The sequence below is a fragment of the Pseudomonas sp. P1.31 genome (assembly GCF_001269815.1).
Taxonomy (GTDB): domain Bacteria; phylum Pseudomonadota; class Gammaproteobacteria; order Pseudomonadales; family Pseudomonadaceae; genus Aquipseudomonas; species Aquipseudomonas rustica.
This window is the reverse complement of record NZ_LHVN01000019.1, coordinates 116285-138630: the sequence shown is the minus strand read 5'-3', so window position 1 is coordinate 138630 and position 22346 is coordinate 116285. Positions and strand designations below refer to the sequence as shown.

Below are 22346 nucleotides of genomic sequence, written 5' to 3'. Positions count from 1 at the left end.
TGACACAGCCCCTTCGCGAGCAAGCTCGGCTCCTACAGGTTTTGGGTTGGGAGGATGTATTTTTCGATGGCTTGGGCGACACCGTCTTCGGTGTTGGGGGCGGTGACTACGTCGGCTTGGCGCTTTACCGCGTCCTCAGCCTGGCCCATGGCAATCGATAATCCGGCGCAATGGAACATCGCCGGGTCGTTGCCGCCATCGCCGATCGCGGCGGTCTGTTCCAGCGGGATGCCCAGGTGCTCGGCAATCGTCGTCAGTGCGGTGCCTTTGTTGGCTTCCAGCGCGGTCACGTCGAGGTACACCGGTTGCGAGCGCGAGACTTGCGCCATGCCGTTGACCTTCGGAATCAAGCGCGCTTCCAGTTCGATCAGCAGTTCAGTGTTATTGCTGGTCGCAACGATCTTGTCGATGCGCTCCAGATACGGCTCGAAACTCTCAACCACCACCGGCGGATAGCCGAGGCCATGCTGCTCGCGCGGCACCATCGGCCCGTGCGGATCCTTCAGCAGCCAGTCGCCGCCGCTGAACACCCAGATTTCCACGTCCGGCTGATCGGCGAACGTCGCCAGTGCAATCAGCGCGGTGGTGGCCGGCAAGTAATGCGCGGCCAGCAAACTGCCGTCCGGATTGACGATGGTGCCGCCATTGAACGCCGCTGTCGGCAGATCAACGCCCAAAGCTTCGATCTGCTGCAACATGGCTTTCGGTGGACGCCCGGTGGCGAGGCTGAACAACACGCCCGCCTCACGCAAGGCACGAACCGCATCAATGGTGCGCTGGCTCAGCGTGTGATCGGGCAGCAACAGCGTGCCGTCCATGTCACTGAGCAGAAAACGGATGGGTTGTTTCGGCAGGTCACTCACCCGAGGCCATGCCAGACGCGACCATCGCGAGTCAGCAGGTCTTCGGCGGCCTGCGGGCCATCGTCACCGGCAGCATAAGTCTGCACGCTCGCATCCTGCTGCCAGGCATCGAGGAACGGTTGCACGGCGCGCCAGCCGTTCTCGATGTTGTCGGCGCGCTGGAACAGCGTCTGATCGCCGGTCAGGCAGTCGTAGATCAGGGTTTCGTAACCTGTCGACGGCTGCATCTCGAAGAAATCCTTGTAGGCAAACCCCAACTCGATGTTGGCCATGTTCAGCGCCGGCCCCGGCCGTTTCGCCAGCAGGTCGAACCACATGCCTTCGTTGGGCTGGATCTGGATGCGCAGGTAAGTCGGCTGCAACTCGTCGACTTCGGTGTCACGGAACTGCGCATAAGGCGCCGGTTTGAAGCAGATGACGATCTCGGTGTCGCGCACGCTCATGCGCTTGCCGGTGCGCAGATAGAACGGCACGCCGACCCAGCGCCAGTTATCGATCATCACCTTCAGCGCCACGTAGGTTTCGGTGCTGCTGTCCGGCGCGACGTTGGGCTCCTGGCGATAGCCGTTCAAGGCTTTGCCGTCGACTTCGCCGGCGCTGTACTGGCCGCGAACCGAGTTGGCGCGCGCCTCTTCGGTCGTCCACGGACGAATCGCGCCAACCACTTTGGCCTTCTCGCCGCGCACCGCGTCAGCCCCGAACGCCGCCGGCGGTTCCATGGCGACCATGGCCAGCAACTGGAACAGGTGATTGGGCACCATGTCACGCAGCGCGCCGGTGTGTTCGTAAAAACTGCCACGGGTTTCAACACCGACGGTTTCCGCCGCGGTGATTTGCACGTGGTCGATGTAATGGTTGTTCCAGAACGCTTCGAACAGGCTGTTGGAGAACCGGCTGACCAGAATGTTCTGCACGGTTTCCTTGCCCAGGTAATGGTCGATCCGATAGATCTGCTTCTCGGACATCACCTTGAGCAAACAGGCGTTGAGCGCTTCGGCGGTGTGCAGATCGGAGCCGAACGGCTTCTCGATCACCACCCTTCTGAACGCTTCAGGCCTTTCTTCCAGCAGTTTCGCGGCGCCCAGTCGGCGCACCACTTCACTGAAGAAACGTGGCGCGGTGGCCAGATAGAACACCGCATTGCCAGTGCCGCTGTCGGCGATTTTCGCCGCCAGCGCGGAATAGGTGCTGTCGTCCAGGAAGTCGCCCTGGACGTAGCTGATACCTTTGGCGAGCTTGGCCCACAAGGCCGGATCAAGCATCTGATCGCCCTTGCCGACCTTCGCCGCCACTTCGGTACGGATGAAGTCTTCGAGCTTCTGCGCAAAGGCCTCATCGGTAATGGCGTTGTGGTCAACGCCGACGATCCGCAGATTCTCGTCAAGCAGGCCGTCGCGACTGAGGTTGTACAGCGCCGGCATCAGCAAGCGCTTGACCAGGTCGCCGTGGGCACCGAACAGGAACAGCGTGGTCGGTGGAGCGGGTTCTGCCTTGGATTTTCTGCGGATCGTATGACTCATTTCTTCGGTGTCTCCACATGGCCGCCGAAGCCGAAGCGTTGGGCCGAAAGAATCTTGTCGCCAAATGTACCCTGACCGCGCGAGCGATAGCGCGAGAACAGCGAGTTGGACAGCACCGGTACCGGCACCGCTTGTTCCATGGCCGCTTCGATGGTCCATTGACCTTCGCCGCTGTCCGCTACCGAACCGGAGAAGCCGTCGAGTTTCGGATCGCTGGCCAGCGCATCAGCCGTCAGGTCGAGCAACCACGAGGACACCACGCTGCCACGACGCCAGACTTCGGCGATGTCAGCCACGTTCAGATCAAAACGCTGATCTTCCGGCAGACGCTCGCTGGATTTGGTCTTGAGGATGTCGAAGCCCTCAGCGAACGCGGCCATCATGCCGTACTCGATGCCGTTGTGAATCATCTTCACGAAGTGCCCGGCGCCGGCAGGACCGGCATGGATGTAGCCGTGTTCGGCGCGGTGGTCATCGGACTTGCGATCCTTGGTGCGCGGGATGTCACCCATACCCGGCGCCAGTGCAGCGAACAGCGGGTCGAGGCGCTGCACGGTTTCAGCGTCGCCGCCGATCATCATGCAATAGCCGCGCTCCAGGCCCCAGACGCCGCCCGAGGTACCGACGTCGATGTAGTGCAGGCCCTTCTCGTTCAGGGTCTTGGCCCGGCGAATGTCATCCTTATAGTTGGTGTTGCCGCCGTCGATGATGGTATCGCCGGCCTCCAGCAGTGTGCTCAGGGTGTTGATGGTGTCTTCGGTCGGCGCGCCGGCCGGCAGCATGACCCAGACCGCACGCGGTTTGGCCAGACCGGCAACCAGTGCCGGCAAGTCGGCGACGCCCGTGGAGCCCTCGGCGACCAGGTTGTCGATGAAAGCGGTATTGCGGTCGTAAACAACGGTGGTGTGACCGTTGAGCATCAGACGCCGCGCAATATTGCCGCCCATGCGGCCCAGTCCAATAATCCCGAGTTGCATGTGCTGATGCTCCTTACTACAAATAAATGTGTGTCATTGGTTATAGCCCAACGCGACTGATAGGAGGTTAGTCCAGAGCGTTGCGATGAAGTTTCCGGGCATTGTGCCCGATCCAGACTGATAACGCCCCGAAACGTGGCGAAGACACACCGACCATGAAAAATAAAAAAGTTCCATTCCCGCACAAAAGAAATCAAAATTGGCGCCGATAGTGGTTCAGCCCTCGCGAACGAGGGCCTGTCCACAGTTGATGCATGCCATTTGCGAGGTGAGCAATGGATACAGTCGTTACCGCACGTCCCCCACAAACGTTGTATGTCACCGTTCGTCGTGACGAACTGCGCCAATTGCGCGAAGAGCGTGAACAGCTCCTGCGCCAGGTCGCCCAACTGCAGTCGCTGGTGCAAGCCCAACATTCTGCTGACCTGCTGCCCGCTCCGACTGCCCGCGCACTGCGCAATTAAGTCGTAACGCGCCTGCACAGTGATCAAAAGTCGAGCGGTCGCTTATCTGGATCGCTCCTCTGCCGGCAAATGCATGAAAAACAGCTTCTCCGCCACCTTGGCGTTGATGTTGGCGCTTTCAATTGCCTTGACCTGATTGGCTTGCGCCTCTCGCACCTGATCGGCATAGGTTTTGTAGCGCAAGCTGGCCAATTTCAGATGGCCTTTCTTCAGCGTTGTCGCGTTTTTTTTGGCGCAATGAAAATGCGCGTACCACAACACGCGATGCCGTTGATTGGCCAAGGCCTTTTCGTCCAGCACTTCAAACTCCAGCAAAAAATCAGCACCACCGGCGAGGGTCGTTCTGTCTGACCAGCTCCAATTTCCGATGCGCACCTCACGGTGATCCAGCAAATACTGCAGATTACCGACGGTTGGCGGCAGACGGCGTGCTCCGTCGATTCGCAATTGCACAGCCTGATCGCGAAGACTTTGACCGCTAGCCGATAATGCCTGGGCGAGTCGGGACACACTTTCTTGCTGCTCCGTCGAATATTCGTGGCGTCTGCGCTGTAGCTGATCAGCTGTCTCTTCGAGCTTTAGCGCTTGACTCACCAACATGTCCTCCTGGCTTTTGGGCTCGATGGAGATGTTTGCTGCCTGCGCAACGCGGATCCTGAACCCTTCGACACCCTTGAGCAGCGAATGCCCGTCCTTGAGCAATTTGCCCAGACCGGGTATCGGGCGCGGCGGTACAGGTGACGCGACCCGCCGGGCCTGGTAAGCCGGATCGGCATCCACATGGCGATAATAGGTCGTACGCGTCCCCGTGTAAGGGTCAACGGAGATCACGGTTTCATCAGGATCATCCAATTCGTCACTGGATGACCCCATGACCATCCCGTCTGCAGTTTCGATGACTCGCCGCGTCTTGTTGCGGGTGCGTTTTGCACGCGGTCTCACATCAGCAGCAGGCTCTTGCGGTTCTGTTTGCGTGACTTCAGCCCGCGCGACGCGCTCCAGTTCTTGCTCGGCCTTGAAGCGATAAGGCTTCAATCTGTCGAGAAACCGACTGACGAATTCCTCTGGTACAAACGAGGTTGCCCCGGCGTGCCGTTCCAGACAATGCGCCAATGCTTCAGCATTGGCGTAATGAGCGACGGCATCTTGAAGCAGCAGAATCCGCTCGTTGGGGGTAAAACCGTAAGTTGAATCAAGTTCCAACAGGTGGCCGGTCACACGCCCTAACGGTATTCGGCTGAGTCCCTCGATCGCAGCGGCTTCGAGCATGCTGGGCGAATGAGCCGGATTACCCGTGAGTGCGCCCTGTATCGACATCAGTTCGAAGACCTTGTAGTCATCAGTGTTCAACGCTCGAGCAGTAAAACCCTGAATAAAACTCGCCGAACGACGGCCCTTTGAGACAACCTCGTCAACTTTAACCAGCTCTTCAGCGGTATCTTCCAGCGCCTGACTGACTTCGATGCGCGTGGGGTAGAACTTCAGAATGCGTTTGCGCGCTTCAAACAATGCGTTGTAGGGAACGTCATTGGCGGACGCAGCGCCGTCATACACCAGCGGGAACACCTGCTCCTTGCCGAAACCCAACTGCGGCATGGTATCGGAGACATTCTCCAGGGCATTTTCTATGACGAAAAGTCGTGCCAGTTTGTCCTCGAGGTAATGGATTCTGTCCTCGCGTAGATAATGCTCATCGGCATCAAGTATCGGGCGCACCTTGTCCAGTTCCGTGATGTATTTGAGCTGCAGTTCGGCGTAGGAGGCCCCAGCCTTGTGGATCTGCGGATCGAGAATCCGTAACCGCTGCTGCAGAGCCTGCATCTCGCGCTTCAATTGCGCCTGCTCCCTGCCCTGAGTGCCATCTATGCGCGCCTGTAACTCGTCGAATCCCGCCGAGGCGTTGTGGAAAGCGAGAATCGCCGCGTTACCGCTTTCTCTGACCTTGATGATCTGTACGTCAAGCTCCGCTCTTTTTGCCTTGAGCCGCTCCAGCTTATTGGCGCGGGCTGCGCGAGCGGCATTGAGCTGTGGATCACCTGATACGAAGTTGCGCAGACGACTGGCCGCCCGCCCGCCGTGGCGGACACGAAACTCCGGAGCGGTATCCCACTGGTCATTCCCGTTGTAACGCAGTTGCAGCCACTTTATCGGTTGGCCGGTGTGATCCAGCATGACCACATCCGGCGCCTCGACCGGCGTCACCTGCGCCCATCCCCAACCGGCAATTCGGCCAGGCACCTTCGCGTACCAACGACCGTCGACTACATGAATGCCGGGGAACGCCGCAGTATCAATGCGCGGCCCGACGCCTTGTGGGTGCAGGCTCAGGTAGCGTTCGAGTCGCGTGCGTGAATCCCTGGGGGGCGCGACAGAAAAGTCCACAACCGTGTCCAGCGCCTCTTCGACCGAAGCGGTTGTCGTCAGAACATGACCTATAGAACTGGCGTGAGGCGTACGCGCAGCCCTGACAGGCGTGCCTGGCAAGGCGATGTCGCGCTCCGCGAGTCGATGCGCCAGCAATGCCACGGCCAGTTGCGCCATCAGACTGACCAACAACTGACGGCCCGGGTCGACCTCACCGCTGCCCAAGGCAGTCAATGATCGCAGGGCATCCAGCTCCAGCGTCATTAACCAGCCTGCCGCCGCCGTAGAGCCTCGCAGATAGGGCATGATCAACCCTAGCAACGCATCGAAAACATGCACACCCAGCCCGAGCAGCACAGACCAGCGATACTCGGCGTTAGAAACTGTCTGCTCATCCGCCTTTTGCAGCAAAAAATGTGCATTGGCACGGTACAGCTCCATCAGCGGATCGCCGACGACGGGTAACTCACTGATCACCGGCGCTGCCGGCGCAGGCCGCACTGGAAAATCGACGTCAATGATGACCGTCGCCAGATGAGGCTCCTCAAATCCTCCATTGGCGTAAATGCTGCGCGCGTCCGGCTCAAGCCAGTCGAGCACACTTTTCTGTAGCGATGTATCAGCGCAGATCGCAGCCAGCAACGCCGGCAACGAGCTGAATTGCATCAATGGCGGAGAATAAAGCGGTCGGTACAACACATGCGGCCCTGCGTCGACACTTTGCGGGCCGATCACGAACATGTTACTGACCACGTCGACACGCTCTGCCGCGTCCAGCACAAACGCCAGCGGACGGATCACGATGGGTTGCGCATCGACTTTGCGGTCGATGATTTGCACCTGCATCAGCGCATCCACCTGCCGATAACCCGCCTCAGTCAGCGCGCCGCGTCCGGTAATGTGGCTTTCAAGTGCCAGCAACGGCAGTTGCACGCGCAGGTGTTCGGCAAAACGCCGTTCTCGCCAAAGCCTTTTAACGGGGTCATCGAGAAGCTCACGTTTGACCATTTCTGTATAGCCAGCGCCGATATCGGCGTCAGTGATCAGCGATCGCAGCGAGTCCTCACTGACCCAGGCAGGTAAAACTGAGTCATCGCGCAAGCGCCAAGTGGTTTTGGCGTGCACCAGCCCTCCGAGATTCATCAGTGCACGTTGGGTCAGAGTCGTCGTCTCAACAATCGCTGTGCCGGTGGCCACGCCGAAAGCATCCGCTTGATAGCGGGTTTGCGTGACGAGCAGCGCGTCCGGGTCAAAGCCCGTACCGAAAGGTGCCATGGCGCCAATCAGTGCATGCCTGGCAAATGTCGCGGCGCTGTCGATACCGTCATCGTAGCTGCGACCCTCGGTGGCTAAGTGCAATGCCGCCAACGCCAACAAGCGTTGACTGCAATCAAGCAGTTGCACGGAGGAAGCGAGAGAAAGCCATAGAGGCTGATTGTTGGCTACCGCGCCGAACACACCTGAAGGCACAGCCAGATCTGACGCTACATAAAACAACGCGCCGGTATCTCCGATCGCAGCGAACTGCGCTTCGAGATCAGCCAGGTCATGACCACCAGCGTCTCCCCACTGTGCAAGCTTGCCCAGTTGCGCGTCGAGCACAGCCTGAACCTGGGTGACAAAGACGTCCGCCGTTATCGACCAAAGCTGGATATCGACGTTGATCGCGGTGCCCACGCCGCCATACCGATCGGTCACGGCTTGCAGCGTGTCGAACGCGGCAACGTTTCCGGCAGGATCGAAACACAGGACGATCTGGCGCGCTCCGACGCGGCGCGTTACCAGTATGTCGTGCCCCGTGTGCGCCGCTTCGCCGCTGGTTGCGCTGTAGCTCATCAACCAGGCCTCTGCACAATCAGCGCCATATGCCCGCTGTCGTTCGGCTTTCTCAGGACAGTGGGCAATCTGACGCAGCGTCAGGATTTGCTCGTGGTCGAGGTCGCTCGCCGGCGTCAAGTTGAGCACCAGCGCGGCTTTGCAGATGTCCGCAAACCACTGCCATCGTCGCGTATAGCGGGTGAGCGTATCGCTCCAGAAATCGGTCAGCGCCTGCTGAAGCAAAGCGGGCAGCACCTTCGGTATTGCGCGTAGCAGGTCTTCGACCTCGGGCATGTCGACCTGCAGACGCTGTCCGTTTACATCGCTGAGAAAATGCCCGGCGGTGAAGTGCAATGACGCCTTGCCGGTGATGCTGTGGATCATCACTTCAAGCAGTGGCACGGTAGTGTGTCCCGCCCCTTCTATTTCAACGGCGTGAACGCTGTTGTCGCGTTCATCGTCGGCCTCCCACGCCGGCAGGTTGAGCGTTGTGGTAAGAACGTTGATGCGTTGCGCTGGAAAACGCCGGGCCAATGCAGCGGAAAAATGCTTGAGAACCGCTGTGATGACAATCGGCCGCTGTGCAAACTCCAGTGCTACCGCCTGGGCCAGGACTTCATTGGCCTGCAACGCAGGCTCGGTTAAGACAGGTTCGGTCATATCCATTTCCTTCTGGATTCGGGCGAACCTCATCAAACCCTATCGCGGCACTTGCCGTGCGGTATCCCAATACCGCACGGCAAGTGCCGTTCGGGTGTAAATCACAAACTTTTCACAACGGATTGCGGATACTTCTCCTTTTGTGGATAACCGCTCATTTTCTGCGCGGATGGCATTTGCGCGATCACCCCCCGGTGCATCCGCACAATTAATTTAAAAGCTGGAGCGCTGATGGCGATGTTCAAACGCAGCAACAAGTCTGCGACAGGTTTTGACTGGGCCGGTTTTCTCTGGCTGTTCGTTTTCTTCTGGTACTTCTCGGGTATTACCCAGCTGCTGATCCAGTTGACCGGCACCTCCGGTTTCACCGGTTTCCGTCAGGCGTTCGTGATGAGCGCAATCTGGCTGGCGCCGATGCTGCTGTTCCCCAAGCGCACAAAACTGATTGCCGCCGTGATCGGCGTGGTGCTGTGGGCCTGCTCGATGGCCAGCCTCGGTTACTTCTTCATCTATCAGCAAGAATTCTCGCAAAGCGTCATCTTCATCATGTTCGAGTCGAACATTTCTGAAGCGGGCGAGTACATGACCCAGTACTTTGCCTGGTGGATGGTGCCGGCGTTCCTCGCCCATACCCTGTTCGCCTACTTCCTGTGGACGCGTCTACGCCCGGTGTACATGCCGCGTGGCCGTGCCTATGTGGCTGCCGCCGCGATCGTGATTGCAGTGGCTGGCTACCCGCTGATCAAGCAAACCATGCGCACCGGCAGCTTTACTGAAGGCTTCGAGAAGTTCGAAACCCGCATCGAGCCGGCCGTGCCGTGGCAGATGGCGGTGGCCTATCACCGCTACGTCAACACCCTGGCCGACATGCAGGACATGCTGCACAGCGCGAGCAAGATTCCGCCGCTGAAAAACCTCCAGGACGCTTCTGCCAATCAGCCTGCAACCCTGGTGTTGGTGATCGGTGAGTCGACCAACCGTCAGCGCATGAGCCTTTACGGCTACCCGCGCAAGACCACGCCGGAACTGGACAAGCTCAAAGATCAGCTCGCGGTGTTCGACAACGTCATCACCCCGCGCCCTTACACCATCGAAGCCTTGCAGCAAGTGCTGACCTTCGCTGATGAAGAGAATCCGGATCTGTACCTGTCGACGCCGTCGCTGGTCAGCATGATGAAACAGGCCGGTTACAAGACCTTCTGGATCACCAACCAGCAGACCATGACCAAGCGCAACACCATGCTCACGACCTTTTCCGAACAGGCCGACGAGCAGGTGTACCTGAACAACAACCGCAACCAGAACGCCGCGCAGTACGACGGCGACGTGATCGAGCCGTTCAACAAGGCCCTGACCGATCCGGCACCGCGCAAGTTGATCGTCGTGCATTTGCTCGGCACGCACATGAGCTACCAGTACCGTTATCCACCGAGCTTCGACAAGTTCCAGGATCGCACCGGCGTACCGGCCGGCGTGCGTGACGATCAGGTGCCGACTTACAACAGCTACGACAACGCCGTGTTGTACAACGACTTTGTGGTGTCGAGCCTGATCAAGGACTACGCCAAGTCCGATCCGAACGGCTTCCTGCTGTACCTCTCCGACCACGGTGAAGACGTGTTCGACTCGGTCGGCCACACCACGCTGGGCCGTAACGAGAACAAACCGACAGCGCCGATGTACACCATTCCGTTCATGGCGTGGGCATCGCCAAAGTGGCGTGAAAACCATGACTGGAACTTCGCCGCTGATCTGGATCGCCCTTACAGCAGCTCGCACCTGATCCATACCTGGGCGGATCTGGCCGGTTTGAGTTCCGATGAACTGGATCGCAGCAAGAGCCTGGTGAGTGACAGCTTCAAGCCGCGTCCGTTGTTGATCGGCAACCCGTATGAGAAGCAGCAACGTGCCTTGATCGACTTCAGTCTGATGAAGCCGAAAAAACCTGCAGAGGCACCACCCGAAGTGGCGCAACAGCAATAACGTAAAGGGGCCAAAAAGGCCCCTTTTTCATGCCCACCATTCCCTGTAGGAGCTGCCGAAGGCTGCGATCTTTTGACTTTGTTTTTAAGAAGACAAGATCAACAGATCGCAGCCTTCGGCAGCTCCTACGGGGTTTTGAAACACCCAAATAACAATATTTCTTGTTTGTTACTAAATCGCATCCGCCCTCTTCGTCTTTGAACCAAAGGATATTTCCCCTCGAAGACAAGGAGTCGGCTGCGATGTTCGCGCCTATCACCCGTTCCATGACCCTCACCCTCGGCCTCTGCGGCGTTGCACTGAGCCCTGACTTGCTGGCCGAAACAGACGTTGAACAACAGCCAGAGCCTGCCTCTACGGCGCTCGAACTGGCGTCGACCAACGTTACCGCCCAAGGTTTGGGCATCACCACCGAAAACACCGATGCCTACACCACCGGCGCCATGAGCACCGCGACCCGGCTGAACCTGTCGATCAAGGAAACCCCGCAATCTGTGTCCGTGGTCACCCGTCAGCAAATGGACGATTTCAAACTCGGTACCTTGTCCGAAGCCATGAGCCAGACCACGGGTATCGTCGTGCAGCACAACGATTCGGATCGGGTCGGTTATTCGTCGCGCGGCTACTCGATCAACAATTTCCAGATCGACGGGATGCTCAACACCTTCGACCGGATGAAGACCGATGCCGACACCATCATCTACGACCGCATCGAAGTGGTACGCGGCGCCACTGGCCTGACCACGGGCGCTGGCGACCCTTCGGCGACGATCAACATGGTGCGCAAACGCCCGACGGCTCAATGGCAGGCGCTGGCCGGGGTCAGCGGCGGCAGTTATGACGATTACTACAGCTACGTCGACGTTGGTGGGCCGCTGGCGTTCGATGGTCGTTTGCGCGGGCGCACGGTGCTGGCGTATCGCGACAGCCAGTCGTTCCGCGACAGCTACGCCCTGCAACGTGGAGTCGGCTACGGCATTCTTGAGGCGGATCTGACTGACTCCACCGTGTTGGCAGTGGGTTATGACTATCAGGACAAACAGGTTCAGGGCACCTCATGGGGCACCCTGCCGTACTGGAATGCCGATGGCACCAAGGCCGGGCTCGGTCGTTCGACCAACATGGCGACGTCATGGAGTTCGTGGCCGCTGCGCGATAAAACCGCGTTCGCCACGCTGGATCAGCATCTGGCCGGTGGCTGGCGCCTGAAAGCCGCCTACACCCACCGCGACAGCGATGTCGACGGCAAGGTTTATTACGGCGGCACAGGGTTCCCGGAAGCCGATCGCAGCGGCATGTACGCCTACCGGGGCCATATGCTCGGCAATCAGAAAATGAATGTGTACGACTTCAATCTGTCCGGCCCGTACAGCCTGCTCGGCCGTGAGCACGAAATGATGCTCGGTTACGGCGAGGCGAATCACCGTTCGTATTCCCCGTCCATCGTCGCGGGCGCGGTGCCTGCGGGTTATGACAGCATTCGTGACTGGAAATACATGGGCGATATCGCCAAGTTCTCCGACACCGTTACCGGCCGCACCGGCTCGCGCAGCAGCACCCGCCAGAAGGCCGGCTACATCGCCACACGCCTGAGCCTGACCGATGAACTGCACGCGGTGATCGGCAGCCGCTACGGCAGTTGGGAAGGCAAAAAGGACGATCGTTACTACGACGAAAACCTGCAACTGACCAGTGTCGACAGCACCACTCAGCGCCAGAACGACATCTGGACGCCTTACGCCGGTCTGCTCTACGACCTGACGCCGGAATACACGGTCTACGCCAGTTACACCGATATTTTCAAACCGCAGAGTTACCGCGACAGCAGCCGCAACTACCTCGACCCGGTGGTGGGCAGCAACTACGAAGTCGGTCTCAAGGGCAGCCTGCTGGAAGAACGCCTCAACGTCGCGACAGCGGTGTTCTGGAGCAAGCAGGACAACGTGGCCGAACTTGACGATTCGGTACCACCGGATCCGGCTAGCGGCGAAGAGTTTTATAAGTCTGGCGGCAAGGGCAACAAGGTCAACGGTTTCGAAGCGGAAGTGTCTGGCGAAGTGATGACTGGCTGGAACATGACGGCAGGTTACACCTATACCCATTCGGTCAATGGCGATAAACAGCGCACCAATACCAGTTCGCCGTTGAACATGCTGCGCGTGTCGACGGCGTATCGTTTGCCGGGGGATTGGCAGGCGCTGACGGTCGGCGGTGCGGTGAATTGGCAGAGTGCGATGTTCGACTACGCTGATCGACCGGTCGGGCGTGAGGCGAATGGTGATTTCATTACAGAGAACACCAAGATTCATCAGGGCGCGTACACCGTGGTCAAGCTGATGTCGCGTTATCAATTCGACGAGCACGTGTCGGCGTCGCTGAACGTCGACAACCTGTTTGACGAGAAGTATTACGACAATGTCGGCTTCTACAACGGCGTGTTCTGGGGTGATCCGCGCACGGTGGCGCTGAGTCTGGACTGGAAGCTTTAGTCCCTCCCCTATCCGAGTAGTGCAGGGTTTATCGGTGGTGAGGGGATTTATCTGTGGCGAGGGGATTTATCCCCGATGGCCTGCGCAGCAGGCCCCCTTCTCTTTCAGATCAAAAGAGGGGCCGCTGCGCGCCCCATCGGGGATAAATCCCCTCGCCACAGATAAATCCCCTCGCCACAGTTATTCCTCCCACCACGAATGTTCTGGTGTTAACCCCGAGTTAATTCCTGAAGAACACACTCGCTTTCGAGTTCTGCTTCATGGACGAACGGCTCCGACTTGTTCAGTAGGAGGCACCATGAAAACCACGACTGTAATGCTTGCCGGGCTGCTAGCCCTTGGCTCTGCCAGCGCTTTTGCCGAAGGGGGCGCCGAACGCATGCGCTACTACTTCAACAACTTTCCCGTTCACCACGCGCAAAGCGAACAGGTGAGCGACGCCAAGACCAAAGAACTGCGGGTTCCCGACGACCAGACGGCCCAAGTGACCGAGTCTTATCGCAACTGAATCACCGATGGACCTGCGAGGACTGTGCTCCGGTCACCGCAGATGACAGTTGGGCGCCCTGTTGGGGCGCCTTTTTTTATGCCTGCAAATCCTTGATCCAGAACAGCATGCGGCCGTGCTCCGGGTTAAACATCCCCGGGGCAAAACCGAATTTGCGGTAAGAGCCCTGGGCGATATCGTTGCCTTCGAGCACTTCAAGGGTGATCTTGCAGCAGCCACGCTGGCGGGCGATGTCCTCGACCTTGCGCAGCATCTTCTGGCTTAAGCCGAGACCGCGAAACTTGTTCACCACCGCCACATCGTGAACGTTGACCAGCGGTCGGCAGGCGAACGTCGAAAAGCCTTCAAAGCAGTTCACCAAACCGGCCGGCTCACCGCCAACGAACGCCAGCACGCTGAACGCATGCGGTCGCCGGGCCAGCTCTTCCGGCAGGCGTTGCAGCAGCTCGGGGGCAATCGGATGACCGCCGCCCATGGGATCTTCTGCATAGTTGTTGAGTACCACGCCGATGGCCTCGGCATGCACTGGATTGGTGTAACTGGCCTGAAGTACAAGAATTTCTGCGGAATCCATTTCCATCCCCAAACACACAACCCCGGCGCGCAAAGTGCGCACTGATAGGCTGCCTGACCTTAGCGCGAGCACGGTGTTGTCGACAAGATCAAAAGATCGCAGCCTTCGGCAGCTCCTACATGGATCCCATTCCCCTGTAGGAGCTGCCGAAGGCTGCGATCTTTTGCTTTCGAAAAATCAATGCCCCCAAATCAGCTCTTCCGTCCAGCCGAGTTCGGCGAAGTCTTCAGCCCGCAACCTGGCCTCTCCCGCGCAGAAAAACTCGTCCAGTTGCGGCGGCTTCACCGAGGTGTCACTGAGCATTGCGTGCACCTGCCCACGATGATGAATCTGATGTTCAAACAGATGCGAAAGCATGCGCAATCGGCTGTCATGTTGCGGCGTGTCGCGGGCGATGGTGACGATTCGGCCCAGATCGGCATCGCGCATCTGCTCGCAATAGGCGATCAGCCGGCGATCCACATGCGCCTGTTCCTCGCGCAGGGACGCAGCCTCGGTAAACGGCTCATCCTGAATGAAAAACACGTAACAATCCGGGTGCGGCTCGGCCCCGCGCAACTCGCGTTCCAGCGCGTCGACATAGAACCAGTCGCAAGTGAGGATGTGATTGAGGGTCAGACGAATACTGGGGAAAAAACTGATGCGCGGCGCGACGAGATCCGCGCCATCGAGCTGCATCCAGGCCTTGGCCAGACGATGGTTGGCCCAGGCATTTTGATAGGCCATGGTCAGCAAATGATGGGACAGCGGCTGGGTCATGTTGGCGCCCTCTTCACTCACGCTTCCGCAAAGCGCTGCAATTGCATCTCCTGCAAACGGCTGAGGGTGCGACGGAACGGGAATTCCAGATAACCCTCGGTGTACAGCGCATCCATTGGCACTTGCGCCTCAATGTACAGCGGCACCTTGCGGTCGTAGCACTCGTCGACCAGGGCGATGAAGCGCCGTACACCGTCGTCATGCACCGACAACTGCGGCAACTCGCGATCCCCCGCCGCCACGCGCTCGGCGTTGTCCTCGGTGCCACGGGCAATGCGGCCTTCGCGTTTCTGCGCGCTAAGGTTGGGCACCTCGCTCAACAGAATAGACTGGTAGGCATCACACAGCGCGATGAAATCCATGGCGGCGAACGGTTGCTCGCAGAGATCGGCGTAGCGACACCAGAGCACCGTCGCACTGGCCTGCACCACGTTCAACACGCGGTGGCCGACCGACACAGGCTCAGCGCTGGCGGGTTGCCCGGCGTTCAGCGTTTGAAACACCTCATCCAGCGCGCTGCCCTGCTCCGGCGTGGCGACGAAGTAACGCTGCAGCCCGGTGCCGGGGTGCAGACGATGGTCTTCGGCGCCGTTCACCGGCACCACCTGCATGTGCGCCTTGATCGAAGCGATTGCCGGCGTGAAGCGGTCACGGTTGAAGCCATCGGCGTACAGATCATCCGGCGGCAGATTGGACGTGCAAACCACCACCACGCCTTCGTCGAACATCACCTGAAACAGCCGACCGAGAATGATCGCGTCACCAATGTCGTTGACGAACAGTTCGTCGAAACACAGCACCCGCACTTCGGCTGCCAGTTCCTTGGCCAGCGCGCGCAACGGGTCGGCGATACCGGTCAACTGGAACGAACGCTGATGCACCCAGCCCATGAAGTGATGGAAATGCTGTCGCCGCGCCGGCACGCGCAGGCTTTGATAGAACTGATCCATCAGCCACGTTTTGCCCCGCCCGACCGGGCCCCACAGGTACACGCCGGTGACCGACTTGGCCCCGGCGTGCAAAGCTTCGTGGCATTTTTGCAACGCCCAGACGGCGTGCTCCTGAGCTTCATCCTGGATGAAGCCCTTGTGCTCGATGGCGTGTTGCCAAGCGCTGAGGGGGGAGTCGAAAGTCATGCGCGGGAGTATGCCACGACGGCCCGCAAAACGGACTCATCGCCGTTAGCCAACCAGGCTTGAGAGCACCGCAAAACCCTGTAGGAGCCGAGCTTGCTCGCGAAGGCGGCGTATCAGTCGACGCATGAATTGACTGATCCACCGCCTTCGCGAGCAAGCTCGGCTCCTACAAATACGAGGGTACCGTTGAGCGGAGTGTGTCTTGACAGTGGAATATTACCAGCATCATATTGGCGCCATATTTCAACCGTAATCTTACTGAGTCGGATCGGGAGCATCGCCATGCACTACAAGGTTTTTGGCCGTAAAACCGGCTTGCGTGTATCGGAACTGGCGCTGGGCGCCGGCAACTTTGGCACCGGTTGGGGGCATGGCGCAGAGCGTGACGAAGCCAAACGCATTTTCGACGGTTACCTCGAGGCCGGCGGCAATTTCATCGACACCGCCAATGGTTATCAGGGCGGGCAATCGGAGTCGATGCTCAGCGAGTTCATCGCGCCTGAGCGCGATCGACTGGTCATCGCCACCAAATACAGCATGGGCACCACGCCGGCGGCCGATATTTCCCACACCGGCAACAGCCGCAAAAACATGATGCGTGCCGTCGAAGAAAGCCTGAAGCGCTTGAAGACCGATCACATCGATCTGTTCTGGGCGCACATCAGCGATGGCGTGACGCCGATGGAGGAGATCCTGCGCGGCTTCGACGATCTAGTGCGCGCCGGCAAGATTCACTACGCCGGTTTGTCGAACTTCCCGGCCTGGCGCATCGCTCGCGCCGACGTGCTGGCAGAGGTGCGCGGGTTCGCGCCGATTGCTGCGATTCAAGTCGAGTACAGCCTCGCCGAACGCACCGCCGAACGGGAATTACTGCCGATGGCCGAAGCCCTCGGACTGGCCGCAACACTCTGGTCGCCATTGGGTGGCGGCTTCCTCACCGGCAAGTATCGCGGCAACGATGACAACAACCGCGCAGCCAAACTCGGCATGCTGGTGCATGCGGAAAAAAGCGCGCGGGAAACGGCTTTGCTCGATGCCTTGCTCGCGGTTGCCAGCGAGATCGGCGTTAGCCCCACTCACGTCGCGATTGCCTGGCTGCGCGAAAAAGCCAAGCGCTCGACCACGGCGCTGATCCCGATTCTGGGTTCGCGTACCCGTGAACAACTGGATGCGACGTTGGGGGCGCTTGCGGTGCAACTGAGCGATGAACAACTGGCGCGGCTGGAGGGTGTGAGTAGCGTGCCGGCGGGCGTGCCGTTCGAGACGATTACCAGTTCAGCACCCCGCTACACCGGGCCGGAGACGCTGGATCGGCCGATCATCCCAGTGGCCTGACACCCTCAACGCCACACACCCTTGTAGGAGCAGAGCTTGCTCGCGAAGGCGGTGGTTCAGTCAACTCATGCATCGACTGATACGCCGCTTTCGCGAGCAAGCTCTGCTCCTACACAGGCAATTGCGGTTAGAGGTCTACTTTGTGTTTGGCGGCGTAGAGGCAGAGCATTTCCATGGCCAGTGTGGCGGCGGCCAGTGAAGTGACTTCGGCGTGATCGTAGGCCGGGGCCACTTCGACGACGTCCATGCCCACCAGATTGATCCCGCGCAAACCGCCAAGAATCTCCAGCGCCTGCACCGTGCTCAAACCGCCGCACACCGGCGTACCTGTGCCAGGCGCAAATGCCGGGTCGAGGCAGTCGATGTCGAACGTCAAATACACCGGGTTATCGCCCACCCTTGCGCGGATCGCTTCGACAATCGCCTCGCAACCGCGCCGATGCACTTGCCGCGCATCAAGCACCTGAAAACCCATGTTGTCGTCATTGGTGGTGCGCAAACCGATCTGCACCGAACGCGCCGGATCCACCAGACCTTCCTTCGCGGCGTGCCAGAACATGGTGCCGTGATCGACGCGTTTGCCCTCCTCGTCCGGCCAGGTGTCGCTGTGCGCATCGAAGTGGATCAGCGACAGCGTCCCGTGCTTACGCGCATGGGCTTTAAGCAGCGGATAGCTGACGAAATGGTCGCCGCCAAAAGTGAGCATGGCCGCGCCGGATTCAAGAATCTGCTCAGCGTGGGCCTCGATGCTTTCCGGGATGCTGTGCGGCGAGCCGTAATCGAAATCGCAGTCACCGTAATCGACCACCGCCAGATGATCGAACGGGTCGAACGTCCACGGCCAGTGGCGTTCCCAGGCAATCCCGGTCGACGCCGCACGAATCCCGCGCGGCCCGAAACGTGCGCCCGGGCGGTTGCTGGTGGCGGTGTCGAACGGCACACCGCTGACCGCCACATCAACACCGCGCAGATCACGGCTGTAACGCCGGCGCATGAAACTGGTGATACCGGCGTAAGTGCTTTCGGCAGAGGTGCCATACAGGCTGTCGCGCGTCAGGGCTTGGTCGTTGAGCATCGGCACGTCCATCGGAGTGCTCCTTTTTTTATCGTTACTGGTGGCTACGGAAAGTGGTCCACAGACGTGTGCGCTGACGCATGTCTTTGAGGCTCATGCTGCGGTCGGCGTAAAGCAGCTCGCGCACATTGGCCGGCGGATAGATGTCCGGATCGTTGCGCACCGCTTCATCCACCAGCGGCGTCGCAGCCTGGTTGGCGGTGGCGAAAAACAGCGTGTTGGTCAGCTCGGCGACCGAGTCAGGCCGCAGCATGAATTCGATGAACGCCCGCGCAGCTTCAGGGTGTGGCGCGTCCTTGGGGATGGCCAGGTTGTCCTGCCAGATCAGCGTACCTTCCTTGGGAATGCGGTAAGCGACTTCGAACGGCTTGTTGGCCTTGTGCGCCTGATCCGCCGCCATGCTCGCGTCACCGTTGTAGGTCAGCGCGAGGCAGACCGTGCCGTTGGCCAGATCGCTGATCTGCCGACCCGTGGCGACATACAGCACCGACGGTTGCAGTTTTTGCAGCAGCGCTTCGGCGGCGGCCAGATCAGTTTTGTCGGTGCTGTACGGATCTTTGCCGAGGTAGTGCAGCGCGAGGCCGATGACTTCCTGCGGTGAATCAAGAATCGCGATGCCGCAGTCTTTGAGCTTGGCGGCGTACTCCGGTTTGAACAGTAGATCGAGGCTATTCAGCGGCACGTCCGGCAAGCGTTTTTTCACTGCTTCGACGTTCATGCCCAATCCGAGCGTGCCCCAGGTGTAAGGCACGGCATAACGATTGCCGGGGTCGACGGCCGCCAGTTTCGTCAACAAATCCGCATCGAGGTTGGCGTAACCCTTGAGCCCTTCGTGAGGAATTTCCTTCAGCGCCCCCGCGGCCAATCCACGGGCCAGCACGCTGGACGACGGCACCACCACGTCATAACCGCTGCCGCCGGTGAGCAGTTTGGTTTCGAGCACTTCGGAGGTATCGAACGTGTCGTAACGCACGTGAATACCTGTTTCCTGCTCGAAGCGTTGCAGCGTCTGCGGCGGCACGTAATCGGCCCAACTGTAGAGGTTGAGGGTCTTGTCCTCGGCTTGAGCCATGCTGACAACGGTAAACAGCAACGCGGGGAAACACAGCTTGAACATGGGAGCCATGACGCACACCTGACCGAGGGAAGTGGTTGCAGCGTGCGCCGTCGGATACATTAGAAAAATACCTGAATAGTTATCCTGACTTTATTGCGGAGTAATGTGATGCTCGGTCAGCTCCACGATGTCGATTTGCAGCTGTTGCGCCTGTTTGTCAGCGTGGTCGAGTGCGGCGGTTTCAGTGCGGCGCAGGGTGAGTTGGGCCTCAGCCAGTCGAGCATCAGCCAGCAAATGGCCAAGCTCGAAACCCGCCTCGGCTATCGTCTGTGCAGCCGTGGCAAGGGTGGTTTCGGCGTGACGCCCAAGGGCGAGCAACTGCTGATCGCCGCGCGCACGCTGTTTGAATCTATCGAGACGTTTCGCCATCAATCCAACGGCGTCGCCGGACGTTTGATCGGTGAAGTGCGGCTGGGCATTTCTGAAGCCGTCGATCAATCGGTGCTGCAACGGGTGGCCGAGGCGATTCGGCGCTTTCGCGAGCGTGATGAATCGGTGCGCATCGAAGTGATCAGTGCGATGCCCGGGGAGATGGAGCGCTTGTTGTTGCGGCAGCGGCTGGATCTGGCAATCGGTTATTTTTCCCAGGTGCAGAGTGCGTTCGACTATCACGAGTTGTTCAGCGAAACCCAGCATTTGTATTGCGCGGCGGGGCATCCGCTGTTCACCGACGATGCGCCCAGCGATGCGGCACTGGCGGCGTGTGATCGGGTCGATCATCCGTACCGGTTTCTGCGCAGTGACGAGCCGTTTCAGGGCAAGGTGTGTTCGGCCAGATCGGAGCAGGTTGAAGGCACATTGGCGTTTATTTTGTCGGGCAAGCATGTGGGGTATTTGCCGGATCACTATGCGCGGGGTTTGCAGGACAAGGGTTTATTGCGACCGGTGCGTGAAGGTGAGTTGAGTTTCGATGTGGCATTTCACCTGGCTCGGCACCGGGCGCAAGTGCCGGGGGATGCGCAGAAAGCCTTCGAAGAAGACCTATTGGCTGCCTTCAACCCCCTGTAGGAGCTGCCGAAGGCTGCGATCTTTTGACTTTGCCATTCAAGATCAAAAGATCGCAGCCTCGTTTCACTCGACAGCTCCTACAGGGATTTGGGTACAACCCCCAATAAAACCTGACCTTTCAGGCAATTTTTGCTCGTTGCCCTCGCCGCGCTCTTGCGGCATCCTGCGCCTCCATTTTCTGACCCGGCCCCGCCTCGCGGCGCATAAATCACCATGACCGCCTCTGAAAAAGCCCCGCGCAACAACGACTTGATCTACGGTCTCAACGACCGTCCGCACCTCACCGCCACTGTGTTCGCCGCGCTGCAACATGTGCTCGCCAGCTTCGTCGGCATCATCACGCCAACCCTGATCATGGGCGGCGCCCTCGGTCTGCAAAGCGAAATTCCCTACCTGATCAGCATGGCGCTGTTCGTCTCCGGCCTCGGCACGTTCGTTCAGGCCAAGCGTTTCGGCCCGGTCGGTTCTGGATTGCTGTGTCTGCAAGGCACCAGTTTCTCGTTTATCAGCGTGATTCTCAGTGCCGGTTTCATGGTCAAGGCGCGCGGCGGCGGCACCGATGAAATCCTCTCGACGATCTTCGGCGTGTGCTTCTTCGCCGCGTTCATCGAGGTCGCGCTCAGCCAGTTCATCGGCAAATTGCGCATGTTGATCACCCCGGTGGTCACCGGCACCATCATCACCTTGATGGGCCTGTCGTTGATCAAAGTGGCGATGACTGACATTGCCGGCGGTTTCGGCGCGGCGGATCTGGGCGCGTCCAGCCATCTGTTTCTGGCCGCGCTGGTGATCGGCACCATTGTCGTGTTGAACCGCGTTGACGTGCCGTTCCTGCGCCTCGGCGCGATCGTTATCGGCCTGACCCTCGGTTACTTCGTTGCATGGCTGATGGGCACCGTCGATTTCGCTTCGATGCCCGAAGTGCCGCTGGTCAGCGTGCCGGTGCCGTTCAAGTACGGTTTCAATTTCGACTGGGTCGCGTTCGTGCCGATCGCGGTGATTTTCCTCGTATCGCCGCTCGAAGCTGCGGGCGACCTGACCGCCAACTCGATGATCTCGCGCCAACCGGTCAAAGGCCCGTTGTACATCCGCCGGATCAAGTCCGGTCTGCTCGCCGATGGCCTCAACTCGGCCATGGCGGCGGTGTTCAACAGCATGCCGATGGTGACCTTCGCGCAGAACAACGGCGTGATCCAGCTCACCGGCGTCGCCAGCCGTTATGTCGCCTTCTTCATCGCCGGTCTGCTGGTGCTGCTCGGGCTGTTCCCGATGATCGGCGCGGTGCTGCAATTGATGCCAAAACCGGTGCTCGGCGGCGCTGAGCTGGTGATGTTCGGCACCGTCGCGGTGGCCGGGATCAAGATCCTCGCCGAAGCCGGCCTGCACCGTCGCAACATGCTTATCGTGGCGATTTCCCTCGGCATGGGCCTGGGCATTGCCGCTGTGCCGGAGGTGCTGCGCGAACTGCCGCAAGCGCTGCGCAACATCTTCGAATCGCCAATCACCGTCGGTGCGTTGTGCGCTATCGTGCTGAACGTCTTCCTGCCGGAAGAATTCATCGAGCTGGAAGAAGACGATTTCGACCCGGAAGCTTCTATTCTTCAGGTCATGGAAAACCCGGACATGCCGTCCAAAGCTGAACCTGGCCAACCGGCGGCTGTCGCACAGTTGAACCGCTGACGTCCGGCCTTTAACA

Annotated in this window: 16 protein-coding genes; 7 read left to right on the top strand and 9 right to left on the bottom strand. The window is 59.5% G+C overall.

Annotated elements, in window-relative coordinates:
* Positions 1-32: 32 nt before the first annotated feature.
* Genes AD669_RS11600 through gnd form a run of 3 tightly spaced genes read right to left on the bottom strand, consistent with a single transcriptional unit; the run spans position 33 to position 3360 of the window.
* Positions 33-863: a Cof-type HAD-IIB family hydrolase gene (locus AD669_RS11600; RefSeq protein ID WP_053119805.1), complete on the bottom strand. Its 831-nt coding sequence runs from the start codon at positions 861-863 to the stop codon at positions 33-35.
* Entirely contained in the window at positions 860-2383 is a 1524-nt protein-coding gene (gene zwf, locus AD669_RS11595; RefSeq protein ID WP_053119804.1) for a glucose-6-phosphate dehydrogenase, read from the bottom strand. Before zwf ends, AD669_RS11600 begins: the two co-directional genes overlap by 4 nt.
* Complete coding sequence (gene gnd / locus AD669_RS11590; RefSeq protein ID WP_008082539.1) at positions 2380-3360, bottom strand: phosphogluconate dehydrogenase (NAD(+)-dependent, decarboxylating); 981 nt, start codon at positions 3358-3360, stop codon at positions 2380-2382. The genes zwf and gnd overlap by 4 nt, the downstream gene beginning before the upstream one ends.
* Before the next feature lie 275 nt (positions 3361-3635).
* Between gnd and AD669_RS11585 the strand changes: the two genes are divergently transcribed.
* On the top strand, positions 3636-3824 hold the full coding sequence (locus tag AD669_RS11585; protein WP_053119802.1) for a DUF6026 family protein: 189 nt from the start codon (positions 3636-3638) through the stop codon (positions 3822-3824).
* 42 nt (positions 3825-3866) lie between these two features.
* Here AD669_RS11585 and AD669_RS11580 read toward each other — a convergent pair whose 3' ends face one another.
* Positions 3867-8666, bottom strand: coding sequence for a dermonecrotic toxin domain-containing protein (locus AD669_RS11580; RefSeq protein ID WP_053119800.1), 4800 nt, complete (start codon positions 8664-8666; stop codon positions 3867-3869).
* A gap of 231 nt (positions 8667-8897) precedes the next feature.
* Here AD669_RS11580 and AD669_RS11575 point away from each other — a divergent pair, with 231 nt between their 5' ends.
* The 3 genes from AD669_RS11575 to AD669_RS11565 all read left to right on the top strand — a co-directional run bounded on the left by AD669_RS11575 (position 8898) and on the right by AD669_RS11565 (position 13646).
* Positions 8898-10649 (top strand): phosphoethanolamine transferase CptA, encoded by a 1752-nt coding sequence (locus AD669_RS11575; RefSeq protein ID WP_053119798.1) that lies wholly within the window; start codon positions 8898-8900, stop codon positions 10647-10649.
* A gap of 242 nt (positions 10650-10891) precedes the next feature.
* A complete protein-coding gene (locus tag AD669_RS11570; RefSeq protein ID WP_053119796.1) occupies positions 10892-13138 on the top strand; it encodes a TonB-dependent siderophore receptor in 2247 nt (748 codons plus the stop codon).
* 298 nt (positions 13139-13436) lie between these two features.
* Entirely contained in the window at positions 13437-13646 is a 210-nt protein-coding gene (locus tag AD669_RS11565; RefSeq protein ID WP_053119794.1) for a hypothetical protein, read from the top strand.
* A gap of 76 nt (positions 13647-13722) precedes the next feature.
* On the opposite strand, the gene AD669_RS11560 is transcribed toward AD669_RS11565, so the two are convergent.
* The 3 genes from AD669_RS11560 to zapE form a co-directional block, all read right to left on the bottom strand.
* A complete protein-coding gene (locus AD669_RS11560; protein ID WP_053119792.1) occupies positions 13723-14220 on the bottom strand; it encodes a GNAT family N-acetyltransferase in 498 nt (165 codons plus the stop codon).
* A gap of 177 nt (positions 14221-14397) precedes the next feature.
* The gene (locus AD669_RS11555; RefSeq protein WP_053120457.1) at positions 14398-14979 is read right to left on the bottom strand and encodes a DinB family protein; all 582 of its coding nucleotides are present in this window, start codon (positions 14977-14979) and stop codon (positions 14398-14400) included.
* 17 nt (positions 14980-14996) lie between these two features.
* Complete coding sequence (gene zapE / locus AD669_RS11550; protein WP_053119790.1) at positions 14997-16115, bottom strand: cell division protein ZapE; 1119 nt, start codon at positions 16113-16115, stop codon at positions 14997-14999.
* Positions 16116-16397: 282 nt separating this feature from the next.
* Between zapE and AD669_RS11545 the strand changes: the two genes are divergently transcribed.
* Positions 16398-17450, top strand: a complete 1053-nt coding sequence (locus AD669_RS11545) for an aldo/keto reductase (RefSeq protein ID WP_053119789.1) — start codon at positions 16398-16400, stop codon at positions 17448-17450.
* Between the two features lie 127 nt (positions 17451-17577).
* Here AD669_RS11545 and speB read toward each other — a convergent pair whose 3' ends face one another.
* The gene (gene speB / locus AD669_RS11540) at positions 17578-18537 is read right to left on the bottom strand and encodes an agmatinase (protein WP_053119787.1); all 960 of its coding nucleotides are present in this window, start codon (positions 18535-18537) and stop codon (positions 17578-17580) included.
* A 22-nt stretch (positions 18538-18559) separates the two neighbouring features.
* A complete protein-coding gene (locus AD669_RS11535; protein ID WP_053120455.1) occupies positions 18560-19651 on the bottom strand; it encodes a polyamine ABC transporter substrate-binding protein in 1092 nt (363 codons plus the stop codon).
* A gap of 99 nt (positions 19652-19750) precedes the next feature.
* On the opposite strand from AD669_RS11535, the gene AD669_RS11530 reads away from it, so the two are divergent.
* Both AD669_RS11530 and AD669_RS11525 read left to right on the top strand, forming a co-directional pair.
* Positions 19751-20650, top strand: coding sequence for a LysR family transcriptional regulator (locus tag AD669_RS11530; RefSeq protein ID WP_053119785.1), 900 nt, complete (start codon positions 19751-19753; stop codon positions 20648-20650).
* Positions 20651-20863: 213 nt separating this feature from the next.
* Positions 20864-22330: a nucleobase:cation symporter-2 family protein gene (locus tag AD669_RS11525; protein WP_053119783.1), complete on the top strand. Its 1467-nt coding sequence runs from the start codon at positions 20864-20866 to the stop codon at positions 22328-22330.
* Positions 22331-22346 lie beyond the last annotated feature (16 nt).

Bases quoted from the DNA above. Each gene is read 5' to 3' on its own strand.
- AD669_RS11585 (WP_053119802.1), top strand. From the start codon at position 3,636: ATGGATACAGTCGTTACCGCACGTCCCCCACAAACGTTGTATGTCACC.
- gnd (WP_008082539.1), bottom strand. From the start codon at position 3,360: ATGCAACTCGGGATTATTGGACTGGGCCGCATGGGCGGCAATATTGCG.
- AD669_RS11545 (WP_053119789.1), top strand. From the start codon at position 16,398: ATGCACTACAAGGTTTTTGGCCGTAAAACCGGCTTGCGTGTATCGGAA.
- AD669_RS11580 (WP_053119800.1), bottom strand. From the start codon at position 8,666: ATGACCGAACCTGTCTTAACCGAGCCTGCGTTGCAGGCCAATGAAGTC.
- AD669_RS11555 (WP_053120457.1), bottom strand. From the start codon at position 14,979: ATGACCCAGCCGCTGTCCCATCATTTGCTGACCATGGCCTATCAAAAT.
- speB (WP_053119787.1), bottom strand. From the start codon at position 18,537: ATGGACGTGCCGATGCTCAACGACCAAGCCCTGACGCGCGACAGCCTG.
- AD669_RS11530 (WP_053119785.1), top strand. From the start codon at position 19,751: ATGCTCGGTCAGCTCCACGATGTCGATTTGCAGCTGTTGCGCCTGTTT.
- AD669_RS11565 (WP_053119794.1), top strand. From the start codon at position 13,437: ATGAAAACCACGACTGTAATGCTTGCCGGGCTGCTAGCCCTTGGCTCT.
- AD669_RS11525 (WP_053119783.1), top strand. From the start codon at position 20,864: ATGACCGCCTCTGAAAAAGCCCCGCGCAACAACGACTTGATCTACGGT.
- zwf (WP_053119804.1), bottom strand. From the start codon at position 2,383: ATGAGTCATACGATCCGCAGAAAATCCAAGGCAGAACCCGCTCCACCG.
- AD669_RS11575 (WP_053119798.1), top strand. From the start codon at position 8,898: ATGGCGATGTTCAAACGCAGCAACAAGTCTGCGACAGGTTTTGACTGG.
- zapE (WP_053119790.1), bottom strand. From the start codon at position 16,115: ATGACTTTCGACTCCCCCCTCAGCGCTTGGCAACACGCCATCGAGCAC.
- AD669_RS11570 (WP_053119796.1), top strand. From the start codon at position 10,892: ATGTTCGCGCCTATCACCCGTTCCATGACCCTCACCCTCGGCCTCTGC.
- AD669_RS11535 (WP_053120455.1), bottom strand. From the start codon at position 19,651: ATGGCTCCCATGTTCAAGCTGTGTTTCCCCGCGTTGCTGTTTACCGTT.
- AD669_RS11560 (WP_053119792.1), bottom strand. From the start codon at position 14,220: ATGGATTCCGCAGAAATTCTTGTACTTCAGGCCAGTTACACCAATCCA.